The sequence below is a fragment of the Salinisphaera sp. genome (assembly GCF_002729955.1).
Lineage (GTDB): Bacteria > Pseudomonadota > Gammaproteobacteria > Nevskiales > Salinisphaeraceae > Salinisphaera.
Map to the genome: position 1 here is coordinate 100,409 of NZ_PBYA01000056.1, position 20,984 is coordinate 121,392.

The window sequence follows — 20,984 nt, forward strand, 5'->3', positions numbered from 1 at the left end:
CGAGTGCTAGCAACCAACCCGAATAAAAGAGGGGAGATAGAGAATGACATTCAAGAAAACGGTTCGCCGGGTCGCCGTAGCGACAGCTCTGGCCATGGGTATGGCCGGCGCCGCGCATGCGGCCGAGAAGGTCAATATCGGCTTCACCGGGCCGCTGTCGGGCGGCGCTGCGCTCTACGGTGAAAACACCCTGGAAGGCCTGCGCATGGCCGCCAAGGAAATCAACGGCAACGGCGGCATCGATGTCGATGGCACCAACTACGAAATCAATATCGTCAGCCTGGACGATATGTATTCGCCCAGCCGCGCGGCGGTAAACGGCAAGCGTCTGGTCCAGCAGTCGAACACGCCCGTGGTGTTCACGCCGCATTCCGGCGGCACGTTCGCGCTGCAGGCGTTCAACGAGCGCGACGGCTTCCTGGTGATGTCCTACACCTCGATTCCCTCGGTCACCGAAAAGGGCAACGAGCTCACGGTGAAGATTCCGCCGAACTTCACCGACTACGTGAAGCCCTTCACCAAGCTCACGATGGATCGCTTCGGCAAGAAGCTCGCCGTGGCCAACGCCACCCATGACTATGCCAAGTACTGGACCCAGGCGTTCGTTCCTGCTTGGGAAGCCGCCGGCGGCGAAGTCGTGGCCAGCAACCCGATGGACTACAACAAGTCCGCGGACTTCTATACCGGCGTGAGCAAGGTGCTGGCTGCCGAGCCGGACGTGCTGTTCGTGGGCGGTGCCTCCGAGCCGACCGGCCTGGTGGTGCGTCAGGCGCGCGAACTGGGCTTCAAGGGCGGCTTCGTGGTCATGGATCAGGCCAAGATCGACGAAGTGGCCAACGTGGCCGGCGGCATGGAAGCCGTTGAAGGCGCGGTGGGCGTCACCCCGCTGGTGTATTCCGATAACCCGGGCGCCGACGCATTCGTGAAGCTCTACAAGAAGGATCACGAAGGCGTGCCCACCTCGGAAACGGCGTACAACTACTTCGCCATGTTCCTGGTCGCCCGTGCCATGGAAAAGGCCGGCACCGTCAAGGATGCCAAGGCGATCCGCGCGGCGATTCCTGAGGCGCTCAAAGAAGTCGAGACCAACCACAATCCGTATGAGGTCCAGAGCATCACCGATAGCGGCAATCTGGCCGTGGATGTGGAAATCGCGGAAGTGGTCGACGGCAAGGTCGAACTGCGTCGCGTGTCGGATATCGAAACCGAATAAGTTTCGAATAGAGCATGCGCATGTCACAGGGGCACTTTGGTGCCCCTGTTTTCTTTGGGCCGCTGTTTTGCGACAGCCGCGCTCGTTCATGGGAGCTTATCGATGAGCGTCAATCGCCAGATCATTCTTGTCCGTCGCCCCCAGGGCATGCCGGATAAAACCCACCTGCAAATGCAGGAAAGCCAGATGCCGCGCCCGGGCGAGGGCGAAGTGCTGGTGAAAACGATATACATGTCGCTGGACCCGTATATGCGGGGTCGCATGAGCGCGGCCAAGTCCTATGCGGCCAGCGTCGCCGAAGGCGCGGTCATGGAAGGCGCGACCGTGGGTGAAGTGGTCGAGTCCAACGACGACAGCCTCGCCGTGGGCGACTATGTGCTGGCCCATGGCGGCTGGCAGGAGTATGCCGTGCAAACGGCGAAAACGCTGCGCAGGCTCGATCCGAGCGCCGCGCCGATCAGTACCGCGGTGGGCGTGCTCGGCATGCCCGGTTTTACCGCCTATGTCGGCCTCGACGAAATCGGCCAGCCGCAGTCCGGCGAAACGGTGGTCGTGTCGGCGGCCGCGGGCGCGGTGGGCCAGGTCGTGGGCCAGATCGCTCGCCTCAAGGGCTGTCGCGTGGTCGGTGTGGCCGGCGCGCCGGACAAATGCGAGCACGTGGTCGAACAGTACGGTTTCGATGTCTGCGTGAACTACAAGGACGACGATTTCGAAGCCCAGCTCGCCGCCGCCTGCCCGAACGGCATCGATGTCTATTTTGAGAACGTGGGCGGCAAGGTCTTCGACGCAGTGCGCGGGCTGCTCAACGACTTTGCGCGTATGCCGGTCTGTGGGCGCATCGCTCACTACAACGACAGCGAAGCGCCCGACGGCCCCGATCGTCTGGTGGCCTTCATGGGCCAAGTTCTGGTCAAGCGCCTGCGCGTGCAGGGCTTCATCCAGTTCGACTATCGCCATCGCTACGGCGATTTTCAGCGCGACATGAGCGCCTGGGTGCGCAGCGGCGAGGTCAAGTATCAGGAAGATATCGTCGCCGGGTTGGAAAACGCGGTGGAAGCCTTCCAGGGGCTGCTGCAGGGACGCAATCGGGGCAAGCTGCTGGTGCAGGTCGCGGCCGACCCGACCCGCGATTAATCGATGGGCGACGCGTCGCAATCACGGACCTATGCCGTGCTCGGCGAGCGCTTCGGCGCGCGCTACAAGTGGTATGTGTCGGTCACGGTCATGCTCGGCACCTTCTCGGTGGTGCTTGCGGCCACCATCATCAACGTGGCTGTGCCGGCGATCATGACCCGCTTCAACGTCGCCCAGGACCAGGTCCACTGGCTGGCGACGGGGTTTCTCGCGGCGATGACCGTGGGCATGCTGCTCAACGCCTGGGCCGCTTCGCGTTTCGGCTCGCGCGGCGCGTTCGCGCTGGCCATGGGCGGTTTCATTGTGGCCTCGCTCGTGGGTGGGCTAAGCGCCGATTTTCCGACCCTGGTGGCGGCGCGCGTGGGTCAGGGACTCACCGCGGGCATGATCCAGCCGCATGCGCTGGTGGCCATCTTCCAGGTGTTTCCCGTGCACCGGCGTGGCCAGGCGATGGGCATCTACGGCATGGGGGTGATTCTCGGCCCGGCGATCGCGCCGGCGCTGGGCGGCGTGCTGGTCGACAGCATTTCCTGGCGGGCGACCTTCATCGTGGTGCTGCCAGCCTGTGCGCTGGCAGCGGGGCTCGCCTGGCGCTTTCTACCCGGCCGTGGCAGTCGTCGTGCCTCGCTGGACTGGGTCGGCATGGCGCTGTTGAGTGCCGCGCTGGTGGCGCTGCTGTGGTCGATCGCCTCGCTGCATCGGCGGGGCGTGTTCGATCCGCTGGTCGATGGGGTGCTCGTTGGCGGGCTGGTGCTGGCCGTGCTGTTCGTGGCCTGGGAGCGGCGCGTACGCGAGCCGCTGCTTGAACTGAGCGTACTGGCCAGGCCCGGCTTTGCCAGCGGTTTCGTGCTGTCGATGGTCATGGGGGCGGGGCTTTTCGCCAGCACCTATCTCGCGCCGCTTTATTTCCAGCAGTCTGCGCAGATGAGCGCATCGGCCTCCGGGCTGATGCTGGTGCCGGCCGGGCTGGCCATGGCGTTCGTTTTTCCCGTGGCCGGCCATCTGACCGACCGGGTGCCGATCCGCGGACTCGTGGCCGCAGGCCTGCTGTGTTTCGTTGCCAGCATGGTGCTGCTCGCCGCGGCCGAGATTCCGACCGCGGCCGCCTGGCTGGTGGTTTGGGCGGTGTTCGGGCGCCTTGGCGTGGGCCTGATGATGCCGCCGATCACCACCGCGAGCCTGGGGCTGTTGCCCGAAGAACAACTCGATCGCGGCTCCGGCATCATCAATTTCGGCCGCCAGATCGGCGGCGCCCTGGGGGTGAACCTGTCGGCGGTATTAGCGCAGTACGCCAGCGACTTCTACCGGCTGCGCCATCCGGAGGAACCCGCGCAGCGGGTGTTCGAGGCGGGTTTCGACTATGCCTTCATGGCCCTTGCACTGTTGTTCGTCATTGCGTTCTGGCCGTTGCAGCGTCTTGCTCGCGCCATGGCCCGTGCGAGTGTTTGACGCGACAGGCAAGGATGCCCGCAAGTATACGTTGCCGCGCAAATCAAAAAATACTAATTTCACGATTAGAGAGTGCCGATCCGAGCTATTTGCCGAACGATTGTTCGTTTTATATATCAACGTGAAAGCGTTCGCCTGTGCTGCCGGGTCGCGGCGCAGGCGTAGCGGCGTCAGGGCACTGTTGCCATGCGACTTTTTCGGTATGGCGCTTGCTTACCGTTATGTCTATCTTGTGTTCGACTCGGGGGCAGGGTGTTTGATCAAAGAGGCTGGATCGCTCGATCGGGCCCACGATGTCTTTCCAGCGTTGGACGGGCTGGCAACACGGAACCGAAAAATACAAAACCGATATAGCTGCGTCGGATAGCCGGCGCGGCGCCAAAAACTTGTGGCTTGGGAATAGAGAAAATGCGAAAGACGATGGCGCCGGACGGTCCGGACACCAAGGGGCACAACTACGTCACCGCGCTCGCGCGGGGGCTGGAGCTGTTGCGTTGTTTTGGCGATGCGGCGGAATATCTTGGTAATGCAGAGCTGGCCAAGCGCACGGATATACCGCGCCCGACAGTATCCCGGCTGACCGCCACGCTGACCCAGCTGGGGTATCTGCTCTACATGCCGCATCTGGAAAAGTACCGGCTGGGCCCGCGGGTGCTCGATCTGGGCTATCGCTACCTCGCGAGCGAGGGCGTGGGCAATATCGCCCAGCCGTTCATGCAGGAGCTCGCCGATGCCACCGATTGCATGGTGGCCCTCGGGGTGCCCGAGGGGGCGCATTTGACCTATACCCATGCCTGTCAGGGCAAGGGCCCGTTGATCTTGCGCCTGCAGGTGGGCTCGCGGGTGCCGATGGGTCTGTCCTCGATGGGGCTGGCGTTTTTGGCCGCCCATGAGCCGGCCGCCCGCGAGCCCTACTACGAGCGTATTCGAGCGGAAAGCGCCATGCCGTGGTCGGAGATCGAACCGCTGCTCGAACGCGCCTATGACGACTATGCCCGTTACGGTTTCTGCATGACCGATCGCACCTGGAGCCGGGATATCAGCGGTGTCGGGGTGCCGCTGGTGCTGGAGAACGGCCAGCGCGTGGTGTCGTTCAACTGTGGGGGGGCGGCACAACGCCTGACCCGCGAGGTGTTGGTCGACAATCTCGGTCCGCGCCTCAAGCAGGTGGTGGAGCAGGTTAGACAGCTCGTCGTGGGCGGCGACTGATCGATGCCGGATCACGAAGACAGCCGGGTCATCTCACTGGCCGACGCCAACGCGCGCTACGACCGCGGCTTTGCCGCGCATCTGGGCTTCGAGTTCGTCGAATGGGTGCCGGACCGGGCCACGCTCGAACTGGAGATTCAGGCCTGGCACCTCAACCTCGCCGGGGTGCTGCACGGCGGTATCCTCGCCACGCTGCTCGATATCGCAGGTGCGGCGGCCGGCAGTTATTGCCCCTACCTGGGGCGTATCCGCAAGGCCATCACCCTGTCGATGACCACCACCTTCACCGGTCAGGCCAGCCAGGGCCTGGTGCGCGCGATCGGCCGGCGGCGCGCGGGCGGGACTCGTATCTTCAATTCCACGGTGGATATCGTCGACGCCGACGAGCGCCTGCTCGCCATCGGCGAGGGTACCTACCGACTGCGTAGCGGTAGCGAGAGCGAGCAAGGCGTACCCATCGACGCATAGTGGATTCGTTACACCACGGGTAACGCCCGTCCAGCTCAGGCGCGGCCACGGGTTGCAGCCCCGTGCGCGCCGTCCGTCGATCGATGCCGTATTCCCGGGCGCCAGGCGTAACCTGCGGCCCGAGTCTGTCGCGTGCAATAAACAGTCGATTTTTTGCGCGGCAGGGCGTATGGTCGAGGTCGGTGAACGATCGTTCGGTTTCGCCGCACGCGATCGACCTGCGCAGAGTGGGGTCGGGCTTCGTCGCGAAAACGAACGATCGTTCATGCCGAGTCTGGAACTGCGTTTCATTAAATTGACGGTCGCCCGCGGCTGTGTCAGTTTCCGGTCGGTAAAAGAACACGCTTGGGCTTGCCTGCCGTGCGCGGGCCAGTGCGAGCACAACAGTCCGCCACAATGAGGAGAGATCATGCTTGCACTATCCAAGCAGGCCGAGGATCTGCACGCCCGGCTGCTCGCGTTCATGGACGAACACGTCTACCCGGCCGAGTCGGTCTACGAACAGCAGCACCAGGAGGCCGAGGATCGCTGGGCCTGGCCGCCGATCATGGAAGAACTCAAGGCCAAGGCCAAGGCCGAAGGCCTCTGGAACCTGTTCCTACCGGAAAGCGATTACGGCGCCGGGCTATCCAACTACGACTATGCGCATCTGTGCGAAATCATGGGCCGTTCGCCGATCGCGCCCATCGTTTTCAACTGCAGCGCGCCGGACACCGGCAACATGGAAGTGCTCGAGCGCTACGGCAGTGAAGCACAGAAGAAAGAGTGGCTGGAGCCGCTGCTGGAAGGCAAGATCAAGTCCTGCTTCTCCATGACCGAGCCGGCCGTGGCCTCTTCGGATGCCACCAATATCGCCACCGAAATCAAGCGCGACGGCGACGAGTACATCGTCAACGGCCGCAAGTGGTGGTCCTCTGGTGCGATGGCGCGCAACTGCAAGGTCGCCATCGTCATGGGCAAGAACGACCCGAACGCCGAAAAGCATCGCCAGCAGTCGATGATTCTGGTGCCGCTGGATACCCCGGGCGTGACCATCGAACGGCCGCTGCACGTGTTCGGCTACGACCATGCCCCCAAGGGCCATGCCGAAATCCACTACGACAACGTGCGCGTGCCGGCCGAGAACCTGATTCTGGGCGAAGGCCGTGGCTTCGAGATCGCGCAGGGCCGTCTGGGGCCGGGGCGTATCCATCACTGCATGCGCACCATCGGCATCGCCGAGCGGGCACTGGAAGCCATGTGCGAACGGGTGGAAAACCGCGAGGCCTTCGGCCGCAAGATCTCCGAGTTCGACTCCATTCGCAAGAACATTGCACGTTCGCGTATCGAAATCGAACAGGCGCGCCTGCTCACGCTCAAGGCCGCCAAGATGATGGACGAGGTGGGCAACAAGGAAGCCCGCCAGGAAATCGCCATGATCAAGGTGATCGCCCCCGAGATGGCGCTCAACGTGATCGACCGTGCCATTCAGGCACACGGCGCGATGGGCGTCTGCCAGGACACCTTCCTGGCCTCGGCCTGGGCGAACGTGCGCACCCTGCGCATGGCCGACGGCCCGGACGAAGTGCATCTGGACAGCATCGCCAAGCTCGAGCTGCGTCGCCAGCGCGCGGCCCGCGGCTAGCGGCAGGCACACCGTGCCGGCGGCCTGCGGGCCGCCGGCACGCGTTTGATAACGCCAGGAGAATTTGATGTCCAATCTGTTTGATTTGAACGGCAAGGTCGCCGTCATCACCGGTTCGAGCCGCGGTATCGGCAAGGCGATCGCGTGGCAGATGGCCGAGCACGGTGCCAAGGTGGTTATTTCCAGCCGCAAGAGCGAAGCCTGCGAGCCGGTGGCCGAAGAACTGCGCAACGCCGGCCACGACGCCATCGCGATTGCCTGTCATGTCGGCAAGAAAGAAGACCTGCAGAACCTCGTCGACAAGACGAAACAAACCTATGGCCAGATCGACGTACTGGTCTGTAATGCCGCGACCAACCCGGTCTATGGCACCACGGCCGAACTCTCCGACGAGGCCTGGGACAAGATCATGGAAACCAACGTGCGTGGCACGTTCTGGCTATGCAACATGGTGTTGCCCGGCATGGCCGAGCAAGGCGGCGGCAACGTCATCGTGCTGTCCTCGATCGCCAGCCTGCGCGGTAATACCGTGATCGGCGCCTATGGCGTATCCAAGGCCGCGGAAGCCGCGCTGGTGCGTAACCTCGCGGTCGAATGGGGGCCGCAGAATATTCGCGTGAACGCCATCGCGCCGGGGCTGGTCCGTACCGATTTCGCCAAGGCCCTGGTCGAAGACCCGAAACGCCTCGAACAGGCCGAAAAGCGTACGCCGGTACGGCGTATTGGTGAGCCGGTGGATATTGCCGGTGTTGCCATCTTCCTGGCCACCGACGCCAGCGCCTATGTTACCGGGCAGACGCTCGTCGCCGATGGCGGCGAGACGATCAGCTGAACATGGCGGATCAGAGTCAGGCCGGCGCGCCGGAAATCGTGGCGGTGCGCGAGGCGCACCGCTTCGACGAGAACGCGCTCGAACAGTATCTTCGTGACCATGGCCTGGTCGAGGGCGGACTCGACGTGCGCCAGTTTCAGGGCGGGCAGTCCAACCCGACCTATTTTCTTACCACGGGCAGCGCGGATGCGCCGCGCCACTACGTGCTGCGCAAACAGCCGCCGGGCAAGATTCTGCCCTCGGCCCACCGGATCGACCGCGAATACCGGGTGATGTCGGCCCTGGTGGACGCGCCCGGCGTACCGGTGCCGCACATGCATGTGCACTGCGAGGATGCCGACGTCATCGGCACGCCGTTCTACGTCATGGACTATGTGCCGGGCCGCGTGTTCGGCGATCCGGCCATGCCGGAACTGGCGGCCAGCGAGCGCGGCGAGATCTATCGCGGCCTCATCGATGCGCTCGCCGCGCTGCACGACGTAGACGTGGAGGCCGTGGGGCTGAACGATTTCGGCCGGCCAAACGGTTATGTCGAACGCCAGATCAAGCGCTGGCGTGGCCAGTACGAAGCCTCGGCCACCGAAACCGACCCGAACATGGATGCGCTCGGCCAATGGCTGACCGACCATATCCCCGACGACACCACGCCGGCGATCGCCCACGGCGATTTCCGTATCGGCAACCTGCTGATCGCGCCGGATTCGACCGACGTGGCCGCGGTGCTCGACTGGGAACTGGCCACCATCGGCCATCCGCTCGCCGATCTGGCCTATGCCTGCATGCCCTACCACCTGCCGCATGGCGTGGCCGGTGTGCGTGGTATCGAGGGGCTGGATCTGGCCGCCCACGGCATTCCTACCGAGGCCGAACAGCTCGAGCGCTATCGCCAGGCACGCGGGCTCGCGCCGATCGACGACTGGCCGGTGTTCGTGGCGTTTTCGCTGTTTCGTACCGCCGCGATTCTGCAGGGCGTGTATGCACGCGCGGTGCAGGGCAACGCCAGTAACAGCGATGCGCTCAACGTCGGCCGGCGCGCCGGTTTGATTGCCGAACGCGGCTGGGCGGTCGCGCGTGCCCATGATTGAACGATCGACACAGACGCGTGCGAAACTCGCGGGGCCGATAGTCGACTGCCCGGAAACGTCATGAAGCCGATTCGCCGAATACTGCTGACCAACGATGACGGCGTCGAGGCCCCGGGGCTTGCCGTGGCCGAGCGCATCGCCGCGGCGGTGGCCGAAGAAGTCTGGGTGGTGGCGCCCATGGCCGACCAGAGCGGCGTGGGCCAAGGCATCTCCATGCACCACCCGCTTCGGGTCACCGAATACGGCACCCAGCGTTATGCGCTCACCGGTACGCCGGCCGATTGCGTGATGGTCGCCATGGCCGACTGGCTGCGCGACGATCCGCCGGATCTCGTGCTGTCCGGGGTCAACTGGGGCGCGAATCTCTCCGACTCGGTGATGTATTCGGGCACGGTCGGCGCGGTCCTGGCAGCCGATCACCTGGGTATTCCGGCGATTGCCCTGAGCCAGGCCTTTCACGATCGCAGCGCGCTCGACTTTTCGGCCACCGAAGCCTACGCGGTGGATGCGATACGGCGGCTGTGGGCCGCGCGCGGTGAAACGGGGCGCTGCTGCTGGAACCTCAATTTCCCCATGCAGGACGCGGATACGATCCAGGGGCTGCGTTTTACCCGCCAGTCCACGGGCACGATCGTCGCACCGCATCTGATCGCGGGTACCGATGGCCGCGGGCTGGTCTATCACTGGCTCAGTTTCGAACGCGATATCACCGCGATCGCCGACCCGTTGTCGGACGTGGTGGCGCTACGCGAGGGTTATGTCTCGGCCACGCCGTTGCACGGCAGCCGCTGCGACGAAGCCCTGCTTGAGCAGCCGGGCCTGGACGAGGCCTGGCGACTGGACATCAGCCGACGCGCGGAGTAAAAAAGCCGCTTCAAAAAACGAAATAGTATTTCAAGTTAAAGACGCCAAGCCGCGGCGTCGCCGGTGACCGACCATTCGAGTCGACGGCGGCCTGGCGGCGCCGGCAACGCAAACCCTGGCCTGTCGAGCACCGTTCAAGAGTGGGGCAGCGCCAAACGCTGGAAAGCGAGGAGATGACCGTTATGTTCGATCGGCATTACGCCGCATGGCCTGCCAATCTGCCCCATTCGCTGGGGTTGCCGCAGACCAGCCTCTATACCAACCTCGAAATCTCGGCACGTCGCTATCCGGAGCGGCCGGCCATCATCTATTACGACACGCCGTTGAGCTATCGCCAGCTCGATGAGCAGGTCTGTGCCCTGGCGGGCTATCTGCAGGCCCAGGGCGTAAAACGCGGTGATCGCGTGCTGCTGTTCATGCAGAACGCGCCGCAGTTCGTCGTCGGCTACTACGCTATTCTGCGTGCCGATGCGGCCGTGGTGCCGGTCAACCCCATGAACCGCAGCGTCGAACTCGAACACTATGTCGAGGACACCGACGCCACGATTTGTATCTGCGGTCAGGAGCGCTACGAAGCCGTGGCGCCGCTGCTGGATAGCGGCAAGCTTGACCTCGCGATCGTGGCCAACTACGGCGAGTACGCGAGCGCGCCCACCGATCTCGACCTGCCGGCCGAAGTGAAGGCCGAAAGCCAGCCTACCGGTCGCGACAACGCCGTGCTGTGGGCCGACGCCCTGAACGCCGGCCACACCCCGAGCGCCCACGAGGCCGGGCCCGACGATCTGTGCGTGCTGCCCTACAGCTCGGGCACGACCGGCGCGCCCAAGGGCTGTGTGCATACCCATCGTACGGTCATGGCTTCGGCGGTACACAGCGTCTACTGGAGTCGTAGTACTTCGGAAGGCAAATCCCTGGCGACGCTGCCGTATTTTCATGTCACGGGCATGCAGAACGGCATGAACGCGCCCATCTTCATCGGCAGCACGGTCGTACTGATGACGCGCTGGGAACGACGCACGGCGGCGAAGCTCATCGAGCAGTACAAGATCACCCGCTGGACCAATATCGTCACCATGGCGATCGACATGCTGTCCGATCCCGAGATCGAGAAATACGATCTGTCGAGCCTGGAAAATATCGGCGGCGGCGGCGCGGCCATGCCGGCGGCGGTCTCCGACAAGCTGTTCAAGCTCACCGGCCTGCACTACATCGAAGGCTATGGGCTGTCCGAGACGATCGCGGCCACCCATATCAACCCCTTCGATGCGCCCAAGCCGCAATGCCTGGGTATCCCGGTGTTCGACGTGGATTCGCGCATCATCGATACCGAAACGCTGACTGAACTGGGGCCCAACGAGGTCGGTGAGATCGTGAGCAACGGTCCGCAGGTGTTTTCCGGCTACTGGCGCCGGCCCGAGGAGACCGAGGCGGCGTTCATTGATCTGGGTGGCAAGTCGTTCTTTCGTACCGGCGATATCGGCTACTACGACGACGAGGGTTATTTCTTCATCGTCGATCGCGTCAAGCGCATGATCAACGCCTCGGGCTACAAGGTATGGCCGGCGGAAGTGGAAAGCCTCATGTATCGTCATCCGGCGATTCGCGAGGCCTGCGTGATCTCCACGCCCGATCCGCGCCGCGGCGAAAGCGTGAAGGCCTGCGTGGTGCTCAACGCCGCGGACGCCGCCAGCGCGGATGATATCCGTGAGTGGTGTCGCGAGAACATGGCTGCCTACAAGGTGCCGCGGGTGATCGAAATCTGCGAAACGCTGCCGCGTTCGCCCACCGGCAAGCTGATGTGGCGGGCGTTGCAGGAACAGGAGTGGCCGCAGGCGGGTTAGCAAAGGTCCGGGCGAGTTTCGGCAACAAGACAGACAGGCCGCGCGCACCGGCGGGCGGTTACGAAAATTGGAAAGGAGTGTTTTATGAGTGAAGTGGTTTCCTACGAACGCGATGGCGATATTGGCGTCATCACCGTCGATAATCCGCCGGTCAATGCGCTCGGGCATGCGGTACGCCAGGGCATTGTCGAGGCGCTGGACAAGGGCATGGCCGACGATGGCGCCAAGGCGCTGCTGATCATCGGCGGCGGGCGTACCTTCCCGGCCGGTGCCGATATCCGCGAATTCGGCAAGCCGCCGCAGGAGCCGGGTCTGCCCGACGTCGTGCAGACGCTGGAAAACAGCGACAAGCTGCTGGTCGCTGCGGTACACGGCACCGCACTCGGCGGCGGCATGGAAATCACCCTGGGCTGCGATTATCGCGTGGCCCTGGATTCGGCCAAGATGGGCCTGCCGGAGGTCAACCTCGGCCTGCTGCCGGGTGCCGGCGGCACCCAGCGTCTGCCGCGCCTGATCGGCGCCAAGGCTGCCATGCAGGCCATCGTCGAAGGCAAGCCGATGAAGGCGGCCAAGCTCAAGGAAATGGGCGTGGTCGATGAAGTTGTCTCCGGCGATCTCAAGGCCGAGGCAATTGCCTATGCCGAGAAGCTGATTGCCGACGGCGCCCCGCGTCGCAAGGTCAGCGAGCTGAGCGTGGAGAAGGAAAGCGACAACGTCTTCTCCGAATTCGAGCAGTCCATTGCCCGCAAGAAGCGCGGCTTTCTGGCTCCCTTCCATTGCATCAAGGCAGTTCAGGCCGCCACCGAGCTGGACTTCGCGGCCGGCATGAAGCGCGAACGCGAGCTGTTCACCGAACTGCTGAATTCGCCGGAATCCGCGGCCCAGCGCCACGTCTTCTTTGCCGAGCGTGAAGTGGGCAAGGTGCCCGGTATTTCCAAGGAAACGCCGCAGCGCGAAATCAAGCAGGTGGGCATCATCGGTGCCGGCACCATGGGCGGCGGCATCGCGATGAACTTCCTGTCGGCCGGCATCCCCGTGAAGATGCTGGAAATGAAGCAGGAAGCGCTCGACAAGGGCGTGGCCCTGATTCGCAAGAACTACGAAGCGACCGCCAAGAAAGGCCGCATGACCAGCGATCAGGTCGAAAAATGCATGTCGCTGATCAGCACCTCGCTGTCCTATGACGACCTGTCCGACGTGGATCTGGTCATCGAGGCCGTGTTCGAGAACATGAAGGTCAAAAAGCAGGTCTTCGGCGAGCTCGATCGCGTCTGCAAGGACGGTGCGATCCTGGCCACCAATACCTCCACGTTGGACGTCAACGAAATCGCCCAGTCCACCAAGCGCCCCGAAGACGTCATCGGCATGCACTTCTTCTCGCCGGCCAACGTCATGAAGCTGCTCGAGAACGTGCGCGGCGAGGCGACCTCCGACGAAGTCATCGCCACGGTCATGAACCTGTCCAAGCGCATCGGCAAGGTCGGTGTGCTGGTGGGCGTGTGCAACGGCTTCGTGGGCAACCGTATCCTGCACAAGCGCCAGGCCCAGGCCGTCAAGCTGGTCAACGAAGGCGCAACACCCTCGCAGGTCGACAAGGTGCTGTTCGACTTCGGCCTGCCGATGGGCCCGTTCGCCATGGCCGACCTGGCCGGTCTGGATGTGGGCTGGCGTATTCGTGAAGGCCTGCGCGAAGACGATCCCGAAAACGCGCCCGAGCGCGACTGGATGGATGCTCTGGCCGAGCAGGAACGCTGGGGCCAGAAGACCGGCGGCGGCGTGTTCGACTACGCCGAAGGCGATCGCACCCCGCGTCCGTCGGAAACGGCCATGGCCGAAATCGAGAAGTACCGTGCCGAGAAGGGCATCGAGACCCGCGATGTCAGCGATCAGGAAATCCTGGAACGCTGCCTCTACGTGATGGTCAACGAAGGCGCCAAGATCCTCGAGGAAGGCATTGCCATGCGTCCGCTGGATGTGGATATCGTATGGATTTATGGCTACGGTTTCCCGGTCTATCGGGGCGGTCTGATGTTCTGGGCCGACCAGGTCGGGCTGGACACGATCCATGCCAAGGTCAAGCAGTTCTATGACGAATCGGGCGATCCGGTCTGGCAGCCGTCCGCCCTGCTGGAAAAGCTGGCCAGCGAAGGCCGCAAGTTCGGCGACCTGTAACGCTGGGTATTACGGAGTAATCAATGGATATTCAATATAACGAAGCCGAACTCGCATTCCGCGACGAGGTCCGCGCCTTCGTGGCCGAAAAGCTGCCGAAGGAAATCTCTGACAAGGTGAAGTCCTCCGAGCACGTCTCGCCCGAGGACATGATCACCTGGCAACGCGCGCTCTATGAAAAGGGCTGGCTGGCGATCAACTGGCCCGAAGAGCATGGCGGCCCGGGCTGGAGCCCGATCCAGAAGCACATCTTCGAGGAAGAAACGGCCGAAGCCGGTGCGCCGCGTATCCTGCCGTTCGGTCTGAACATGGTCGCCCCGGTGATCATCAAGTTCGGCACCCAGGAACAGAAGGACTACTACCTGCCGCGTATCCTCAAGAGCGAGGACTGGTGGGCCCAGGGTTATTCCGAGCCGGGCGCCGGCTCCGACCTGGCCAGCCTGAAGTGCCGCGCCGAGCGGGATGGCGATCATTACATCGTCAACGGTCAGAAGACCTGGACCACCCTCGGCCAGCACGCGAACATGATCTTCGTGCTGGTGCGTACCGATACCACGGTCAAGAAGCAGGAAGGCATTTCCTTTTTGCTGGTGGACATGGAAAACACCCCCGGGGTGACCGTGCGTCCGCTGATCACCCTCGACGGCGCGCACGAAGTCAACGAAGTCTTCTTCGACAACGTCAAGGTGCCGGTCGAAAACCTCGTCGGTGAAGAGAACAAGGGCTGGACCTGTGCCAAGTACCTGCTCACCTTCGAGCGTACCGGTATCGCCGGCGTGGGTATTTCCAAGGCCGCGCTGGAGCACCTCAAGCAGATCGCGCGCAGCGAGCAGGCCGAAGGCAAGCCGCTGATCGAGCATCCGCGGGTGGCCGAGCGTCTGGTCGAGCTCGAGCTCGAACTGATGGCGGTCGAAATGACCAACCTGCGCGTGGTGTCGGCGGCCGAGGCCGGCGGCGTGCCCGGCGCGGAAAGTTCGTTTCTGAAGGTCATGGGCACGGAAGTGCGCCAGAAGATCTCGGATCTCTATCGCGAGCTGGCCGGCCCCTATGCGCTGCCGTTCCCCGATTTCGAGGTGGGCGAAGACGCCTTCGGCCCCGAGTTCTCGGCCTCGGCCTCCTCCACGTACTTCAATCTGCGCAAGCTGTCGATCTTCGGCGGCTCCAACGAGATTCAGAAGAACATCATTTCCAAGGCGATCCTCGGACTGTAGTCCGGTATGCAGGAAAAGGAATAGACAATGGATTTTTCCTATAGCGACGAGCAGCGCATGCTCAAGGACATGGTCGACCGCGTGGTGGCCGATCAGTACAGCTTTGAGCAGCGCGAAAAGATCATCAAATCCGACACCGGCTACTCGCCCGAGGTGTGGTCGCAGTTCGCCGAACTCGGCCTGCTGGCGGTACCGTTCTCGGAAGCCGCCGGCGGCTTCAACGGCGGTGGCGCCGAGCTGATGGTGGTGGCCGAAGGTTTTGGCCGCGGTCTGGTGGTCGAGCCCTATCTTTCGAGCGTGGTACTGGCCGGCACCTTCCTGGATGCCGCCCTCGATGACGACGCCAAGGCCGAGGCCCTGGAGCCGATCATCGGCGGCGAACAGAAGTATGCGCTGGCCTGCTACGAGCCGAACGGCCGCTACGATCCGTTCTGGATCGAAACCACGGCGCAAAAGGACGGCGACGGCTACGTGCTGTCCGGCAAGAAAGCCGTGGTGCTTGGCGGCGACAGCGCCGATCGTCTGCTGGTCATCGCCCGCAGCAGCGGCGACAACCCGGGCAAGAACGGCCTGAGTGCCTTCCTGGTCGACGGCAACGCTGACGGCGTGTCGCGCGAAGGCTATACGACCTTCGACGGCCACCGAGCCGCTGAAATCAGCCTCGACAACGTCAAGGTCGGCGCCGACGCGCTGGTGGGCGAAGAGGGCGGCGCGGCCGCACCGCTGCAGTATGCGCTGGATCGCGGCATCATCGCCCTGTGCGCAGAAGCTGCCGGTGCCATGGAAGTGGCCTGCGATCTGACCCTGGACTACATCAAGGAACGCAAGCAGTTCGGCGTGCCGATCGGCAGCTTCCAGGCCCTGCAGCATCGCATGGTCGATATGCGTATCTCGCTGGAGAAGGTACGTTCGCTGGCGCTGTGGGCCGCCTGTTCGCTGGATGCGCCCGACGCCGAGCGTCGCCAGCGTCTGGCCGCGGCCAAGGCCATGGTCAGCAAGGCCGGCCGCCACGTGGCCGAAGAGGCGATCCAGCTGTTCGGCGGCATGGGCATGATGGATGAATCCTCCATCTCCCATTACGCCAAGCGCATCGTGCTGATCGACCACTACCTGGGCGACGGCAACTATCACACCGACCGTCTCATCGACCTGCTGGTCGAGGAGAACGCGGCCGCGTGATCGCCGTTCTCGGCTAGCCAAACACGGGCTGTCGGCTGGCGCTGGCAGCCCGTTTTTTTTAATTTGCCGGTCGTAGCGCAGGCGTGGCGTGACGGTTGGGGCCGATGCCTTGCGCTGTTGGCCGTTATGAAAAGGAATTTGCGATGAGTGAGAGCACACGGGTTGTCGTGGTCGGGGCCGGCGCGATCGGCAGTTTCTATGGCGCGATTCTCAAGCGCGCCGGCTGTCATGTGAGCGTGGTCCTGCGTTCGGAATACGAGGCGGTCAAGGCGGACGGGTTTCAGATCGACAGTCCGCTGGGCGATCTGTCGTACCGCCCCGACGCGGTCTATCGCGACGGCGATACGCCCGAAGGCGAAGCCGACTACGTGATCTGCTGTGTGAAGGTGCTGCCATCGATCGATCGCGGCGCGCTGATCAAGCCCTGGGTGGGCGAAAACACCCGCATCGTGCTCATCGAAAACGGTATCGATATCGAACGCGAAGTCGCCGATGCCCTGCCGAACAACCCGATTATCAGCTGTCTGGCGTTCATTGCGGTCAGCCGTGTCGCGCCGGGCAAGATCGAACACAAGGCTTTCGGCGCGCTGACCATGGGCGCCTGGCCCGAGGGCATCACCGAGGATTGTCGCCGAATCGCAGCATGCTTCGAAGCCGGCGGCATCGACGTGAAGCTCTCCGAGGCTGTGGTGGGCGAGCGCTGGCGAAAGAGTCTGTGGAATACGCCGTTCAACCCGTTGTCGGTGCTGGCCGGCGGTGCGGATACCGTCACTCTGCTCGATACGCCCGGCGGCGAGGCGCTGGCCCGGGCGATGATGGCCGAGGTCTGCGAGGTGGCCGCGGCAGATGGCCATCCGATGCCGGAAAACGCCATCGACAAGAACATCGCCGGCACGCGCAAGATGCCGGCCTATATCAACAGCATGGCGCTGGATTATCTCAACGGTCGGCCGATGGAAATCCAGGCCATTCTGGGCAACGTCGTCGCCCTTGCCGAGCAGCACGGGGTTTCGACGCCGCGGCTGACCACAATGCAGGTCGCGCTGGCCATGCGCGATCGGCTGGCGGCGGCCTCCGACGAGGGCCCGTCGTAGTCTTCGCCAACGGCGGGTTCAAGCGCTCACCGTCGCATCGTTCGCCCGGCCTGCCGGGCCGTGGCGCCTGGGCGAATCTCGCCACTGCCGGCGTGGCGGGCATTCGCAGCCCATGACGGCTTAAGCGGGCCGCCTTTTTACACGCGGCGCGGTCAAGCCGGGCCCACCGGGTGCAGGGTAACGGGGCTGATGTTTTCGCTGTTTCGGTCGATAACAGAACCCAGACCTGCTTTCGGATTCGCCATGCGCCGCGTTTTTCGCCAAATCTTTCTAAGGCGCCAGCTACGCATGGGGCGTGGCCGTGGCTTTAGCCTGGTGGAATTGCTCATGGCGATCGCGATACTCGGCCTGCTCGCCGGTATCGCCTATCCGGCGTATGTGGGCTATACCGATCGCGCGGATCGTGCCCAGGCGATTGCCGATATCCGCGACATGGAAAACCTCATCGAGCGGTTCTATGTCGCGACCCAGCGGCTGCCCGACAGCCTTGCCGATATCGGTATGGCAGGCAAGCAGGACCCCTGGGGCAATCCCTACCAGTTCCTGAACCACGCCAACGTGAAGGGTAACGGCAAGGGCAAGTTCCGTTCCTACAAGGGCACGGTGCCGATCAATACCGATTACGACCTCTACAGCATGGGCAAGGACGGGCAGAGCCAGCGACCGTTGACGGCCAAGGCCAGCCGCGACGATATCGTGCGCGGGCTCAACGGTGACTTTATTGGCCTGGGCTCCGAGCTGGCGGGCCGCAGTTGATGCGTTTGACCGTCGGACCGTTTCGCGGCGCGTTCGCACGGCGGCTTTTTCTGCGATTTTTGCTCGCGGCTTTCGTGCCGGTGGTGGCGGTCGCCGTGCTGGCCTGGTTCAACACCACCCGCGTGGTCGCCCAGCAGGCCGCACAGCGGCTGGCCAACGACAGCCAGAACCAGGGTCTGGACATGTTGGGCCGGCTCAAGGTGGCCGAGGCACTGCTGATACGTATTGCCGAGGATTCGGCCGAGCGGGGGCATACCGAGAACGGCGCGCCTGCCTTCGAGGCGTTGGCGCTGTATTCGGGCGGCGAGCGTCGAATGCTCTACGGCGACGCGCAGCTTTTGCCGGTTTCGCCGCCCGAAGCAGCGCCCTCGTCGCTGGCACGGACGCCACCGCGAACCCGGTTGCTTGCCCAGCCGCTTAACGAAGGCGGTCTGGTCATGCTGCGCGCGCTGACGAGGGTGGATGGTCGACCGCGTATGGTGGCGGGGCGGCTCGACCCCGACTACGTGATCGGCAACGCCGAACGCTGGCCCAATGACACGCGCTTTTGCCTGGTTGAGCAGCAGACTCAGCGGATGCTCGACTGCCCGGATTTGCAGTCCGTCTATGACCAGCGCATACAGGGCGGGCCGATTACGTTGACCGCCCCGGGGCGGATACCGCTGGCCGGTGAAGATACGCTGGTGGCTTATTGGGACGTGTTCATTCCCAGCCATTTCGATGGCGCGAGCTGGCGGGTCGTAGGCTTCAAGCCCTGGGCCGCTGCAGCCAGACCGGCCGCGACTTTCTACCGGCTGCTGCCGTTCGTGGTACTGCTGAGCCTGATCGCGGCCGGCATGCTCGGAATGAGCCAGATTCGGCGGGTCAGCGATCCGCTGCGGCGCCTGCGTGGCGGTGTTCAACGCATCGCCGAGGGCGAATTCGCCACCCGGGTCGAGATCGACAGCGCCGACGAATTCGAGGAGCTGGGCGACGCCTTCAATACGATGGCGAAACGCCTGGGCACGCAGTTTCATACCCTGGATGTACTGGCGGCGACCGACCGCGGCATTCTCACCTCGGCCGGTGCGGACACCGTGGTCGAGAACATGCTGCAGAGCCTGCACCGCATCATGCAGGCCGATGCCGCGGCGATTCTGTTGTTCGACCCGGACCTCGCGCAGGTCGCCCATCTGCACGTCGTCGAGCTGGCCCGGCCCGACGATGTGAACAGCTACCGCGTACAGCCCGGGGCCGCCGAACGCGCGGCGCTGGATACCGACGAGCGGCTGGCGTATTTCGACGGCGACGCGCTGGCCGAGTTGTCCTATGGGCAACCGCTGCGCGATCTCAATATCGACCGGGTGACGGTCGCGCCCGTACGCGAGCACGGCCGGCTGTGGGCGGCGTTGTTCGTGGGTTACCGCGGCACGGCTACAGGCGCGGAAGACGAACAGCAGGCCCTGGCGGTTGCCGACCGCCTGGCCGTGGCGCTGGCCGCATCCCGGCGTGAAAAGGAACTCTATCGTCAGGCCCACTACGACGGGCTGACCGGCCTGCCCAATCGCCAGCTGTTCATCGACCGCCTCGATCACCAGATTGCCCTGGCCGCAGGCGTCGAGCAGTCGCTTGCGATCATGTTCATCGATCTCGATCACTTCAAGAACGTCAACGATTCGGTGGGCCACAGCGCCGGCGATGCGCTGCTCGTCGCGGCGGCCCAGCGCTTCGCCGAGGTGCTCGACGATATGGACACCGTGGCCCGCTGGGGCGGCGACGAATTCGTGGTGTTGCTGCCGCGTGCCGAGGATGTCGCGGCCCTGGATCGCTGTGCGCGACGCCTTATCGAGCGCCTGTCCGAGACCTATCTGATCAACGGCCTTGAACACCGTGTAAGTGCCAGCATCGGTCTGGCCCTGTTTCCGGCCGACGGCCGCGACGCCGAAGCACTACTGGCGCACGCGGATGCTGCGATGTATCAGGCCAAGGACGGCGGCCGCGGCCGGCATGTCTTCTTCGAAAAGCGCATGAACGAGCGCGTACGCGAACGTGTTCAGATCGAGGCGGAACTGCGCCACGCGATCGATAACGAAGAGCTTTTCCTGCAGTTCCAGCCGCTGGTGCGCATGCACGACGGCGGGCTGGGCGCGGTGGAAGCGCTGGTGCGCTGGCGCCATCCCGAGCGCGGCATCGTGCCGCCGGGGCTGTTCATTCCGGCGCTCGAAAGCTCCGGGCTCATCGTCGCGGCCGGGGCGTGGATACTGCGCCAGGCCTGTCACCAGTACCTGCACGCGTTCCCGGCGTCGGCTCGGCCGGAGCGGATCGCGGTCAACGTGTCGCCCAAACAGTTCTGGACCGAGGATTTCGTCGATATGGTCGAGCGTACGCTCGTACAGACCGGGCTGCCGGGCGAACGTCTGGAGCTGGAAATCACCGAAAACCTGTTGCTGACCGATATGGCCACGGCCAGCGCGCGTATCCGGGAACTCAACGCGCTGGGCGTTCGGATGTCCATGGACGACTTCGGTACCGGTTATTCCTCGTTCAGCTATCTGCGCCAGCTGCCGGTGCAGACGGTCAAGATCGATCGCTGCTTTGTCGACGGTATCGAAACGCCGGGCAGCGATGCCGCCATCGTGATGCGCTCGCTTATCGACATGCTGCATGGCCTGGGCAAGATCGTGGTGGTGGAAGGCATCGAAACCGCCGAGCAGCTCGATCTGCTCAAACGCTTTGGCTGCGATCTGGCACAGGGCTTCTATCTGAGCCGGCCGGTGGCGCCGGACGAGGTCGGCGCTTACCTGCGACCTTGAGGATGAAAGCCCGCATGGGGCGGTCCACGCCGATGCAAGGCTGCGCTACAGTGAGATCGGG

The 20,984-nt window shown here is 63.9% G+C and carries 16 protein-coding genes; all 16 read left to right on the top strand.

What is annotated here, in order from left to right:
* Nucleotides 1-43: 43 nt before the first annotated feature.
* The 16 genes from CMN27_RS15955 (at nucleotide 44) to CMN27_RS16030 (ending at nucleotide 20,923) form a co-directional block, all read left to right on the top strand.
* Nucleotides 44-1,213 carry an ABC transporter substrate-binding protein gene (locus tag CMN27_RS15955; protein WP_293628024.1) on the top strand — a complete coding sequence of 390 codons (1,170 nt, stop codon included), beginning with the start codon at nucleotides 44-46 and terminating at the stop codon, nucleotides 1,211-1,213.
* A gap of 102 nt (nucleotides 1,214-1,315) precedes the next feature.
* Nucleotides 1,316-2,347, top strand: a complete 1,032-nt coding sequence (locus CMN27_RS15960) for an NADP-dependent oxidoreductase (RefSeq protein WP_293628026.1) — start codon at nucleotides 1,316-1,318, stop codon at nucleotides 2,345-2,347.
* Nucleotides 2,348-2,350: 3 nt separating this feature from the next.
* Entirely contained in the window at nucleotides 2,351-3,796 is a 1,446-nt protein-coding gene (locus tag CMN27_RS15965) for a DHA2 family efflux MFS transporter permease subunit (RefSeq protein ID WP_293628028.1), read from the top strand.
* 408 nt (nucleotides 3,797-4,204) lie between these two features.
* The gene (locus tag CMN27_RS15970; RefSeq protein WP_293628030.1) at nucleotides 4,205-5,005 is read left to right on the top strand and encodes an IclR family transcriptional regulator; all 801 of its coding nucleotides are present in this window, start codon (nucleotides 4,205-4,207) and stop codon (nucleotides 5,003-5,005) included.
* 3 nt (nucleotides 5,006-5,008) lie between these two features.
* A complete protein-coding gene (locus tag CMN27_RS15975) occupies nucleotides 5,009-5,473 on the top strand; it encodes a PaaI family thioesterase (protein WP_293628032.1) in 465 nt (154 codons plus the stop codon).
* Nucleotides 5,474-5,882: 409 nt separating this feature from the next.
* Nucleotides 5,883-7,097 (top strand): acyl-CoA dehydrogenase family protein, encoded by a 1,215-nt coding sequence (locus CMN27_RS15980; protein WP_293628034.1) that lies wholly within the window; start codon nucleotides 5,883-5,885, stop codon nucleotides 7,095-7,097.
* Between the two features lie 67 nt (nucleotides 7,098-7,164).
* On the top strand, nucleotides 7,165-7,929 hold the full coding sequence (locus CMN27_RS15985) for an SDR family oxidoreductase (protein ID WP_293628036.1): 765 nt from the start codon (nucleotides 7,165-7,167) through the stop codon (nucleotides 7,927-7,929).
* 2 nt (nucleotides 7,930-7,931) lie between these two features.
* Nucleotides 7,932-9,014, top strand: coding sequence for a phosphotransferase family protein (locus CMN27_RS15990; protein WP_293628038.1), 1,083 nt, complete (start codon nucleotides 7,932-7,934; stop codon nucleotides 9,012-9,014).
* 60 nt (nucleotides 9,015-9,074) lie between these two features.
* Entirely contained in the window at nucleotides 9,075-9,878 is an 804-nt protein-coding gene (gene surE / locus CMN27_RS15995; protein WP_293628040.1) for a 5'/3'-nucleotidase SurE, read from the top strand.
* 182 nt (nucleotides 9,879-10,060) lie between these two features.
* The gene (locus tag CMN27_RS16000; RefSeq protein WP_293628042.1) at nucleotides 10,061-11,719 is read left to right on the top strand and encodes a long-chain fatty acid--CoA ligase; all 1,659 of its coding nucleotides are present in this window, start codon (nucleotides 10,061-10,063) and stop codon (nucleotides 11,717-11,719) included.
* 84 nt (nucleotides 11,720-11,803) lie between these two features.
* Complete coding sequence (locus CMN27_RS16005) at nucleotides 11,804-13,891, top strand: 3-hydroxyacyl-CoA dehydrogenase NAD-binding domain-containing protein (RefSeq protein ID WP_293628044.1); 2,088 nt, start codon at nucleotides 11,804-11,806, stop codon at nucleotides 13,889-13,891.
* Nucleotides 13,892-13,914: 23 nt separating this feature from the next.
* Nucleotides 13,915-15,102 carry an acyl-CoA dehydrogenase family protein gene (locus tag CMN27_RS16010; RefSeq protein WP_293628046.1) on the top strand — a complete coding sequence of 396 codons (1,188 nt, stop codon included), beginning with the start codon at nucleotides 13,915-13,917 and terminating at the stop codon, nucleotides 15,100-15,102.
* Between the two features lie 27 nt (nucleotides 15,103-15,129).
* On the top strand, nucleotides 15,130-16,281 hold the full coding sequence (locus CMN27_RS16015) for an acyl-CoA dehydrogenase (protein ID WP_293628048.1): 1,152 nt from the start codon (nucleotides 15,130-15,132) through the stop codon (nucleotides 16,279-16,281).
* Nucleotides 16,282-16,424: 143 nt separating this feature from the next.
* On the top strand, nucleotides 16,425-17,375 hold the full coding sequence (locus CMN27_RS16020; RefSeq protein ID WP_293628050.1) for a 2-dehydropantoate 2-reductase: 951 nt from the start codon (nucleotides 16,425-16,427) through the stop codon (nucleotides 17,373-17,375).
* A 243-nt stretch (nucleotides 17,376-17,618) separates the two neighbouring features.
* On the top strand, nucleotides 17,619-18,131 hold the full coding sequence (locus CMN27_RS16025) for a prepilin-type N-terminal cleavage/methylation domain-containing protein (RefSeq protein WP_293628052.1): 513 nt from the start codon (nucleotides 17,619-17,621) through the stop codon (nucleotides 18,129-18,131).
* Nucleotides 18,131-20,923, top strand: a complete 2,793-nt coding sequence (locus CMN27_RS16030) for an EAL domain-containing protein (protein ID WP_293628054.1) — start codon at nucleotides 18,131-18,133, stop codon at nucleotides 20,921-20,923. Before CMN27_RS16025 ends, CMN27_RS16030 begins: the two co-directional genes overlap by 1 nt.
* The last annotated feature ends 61 nt before the right edge of the window (nucleotides 20,924-20,984 follow it).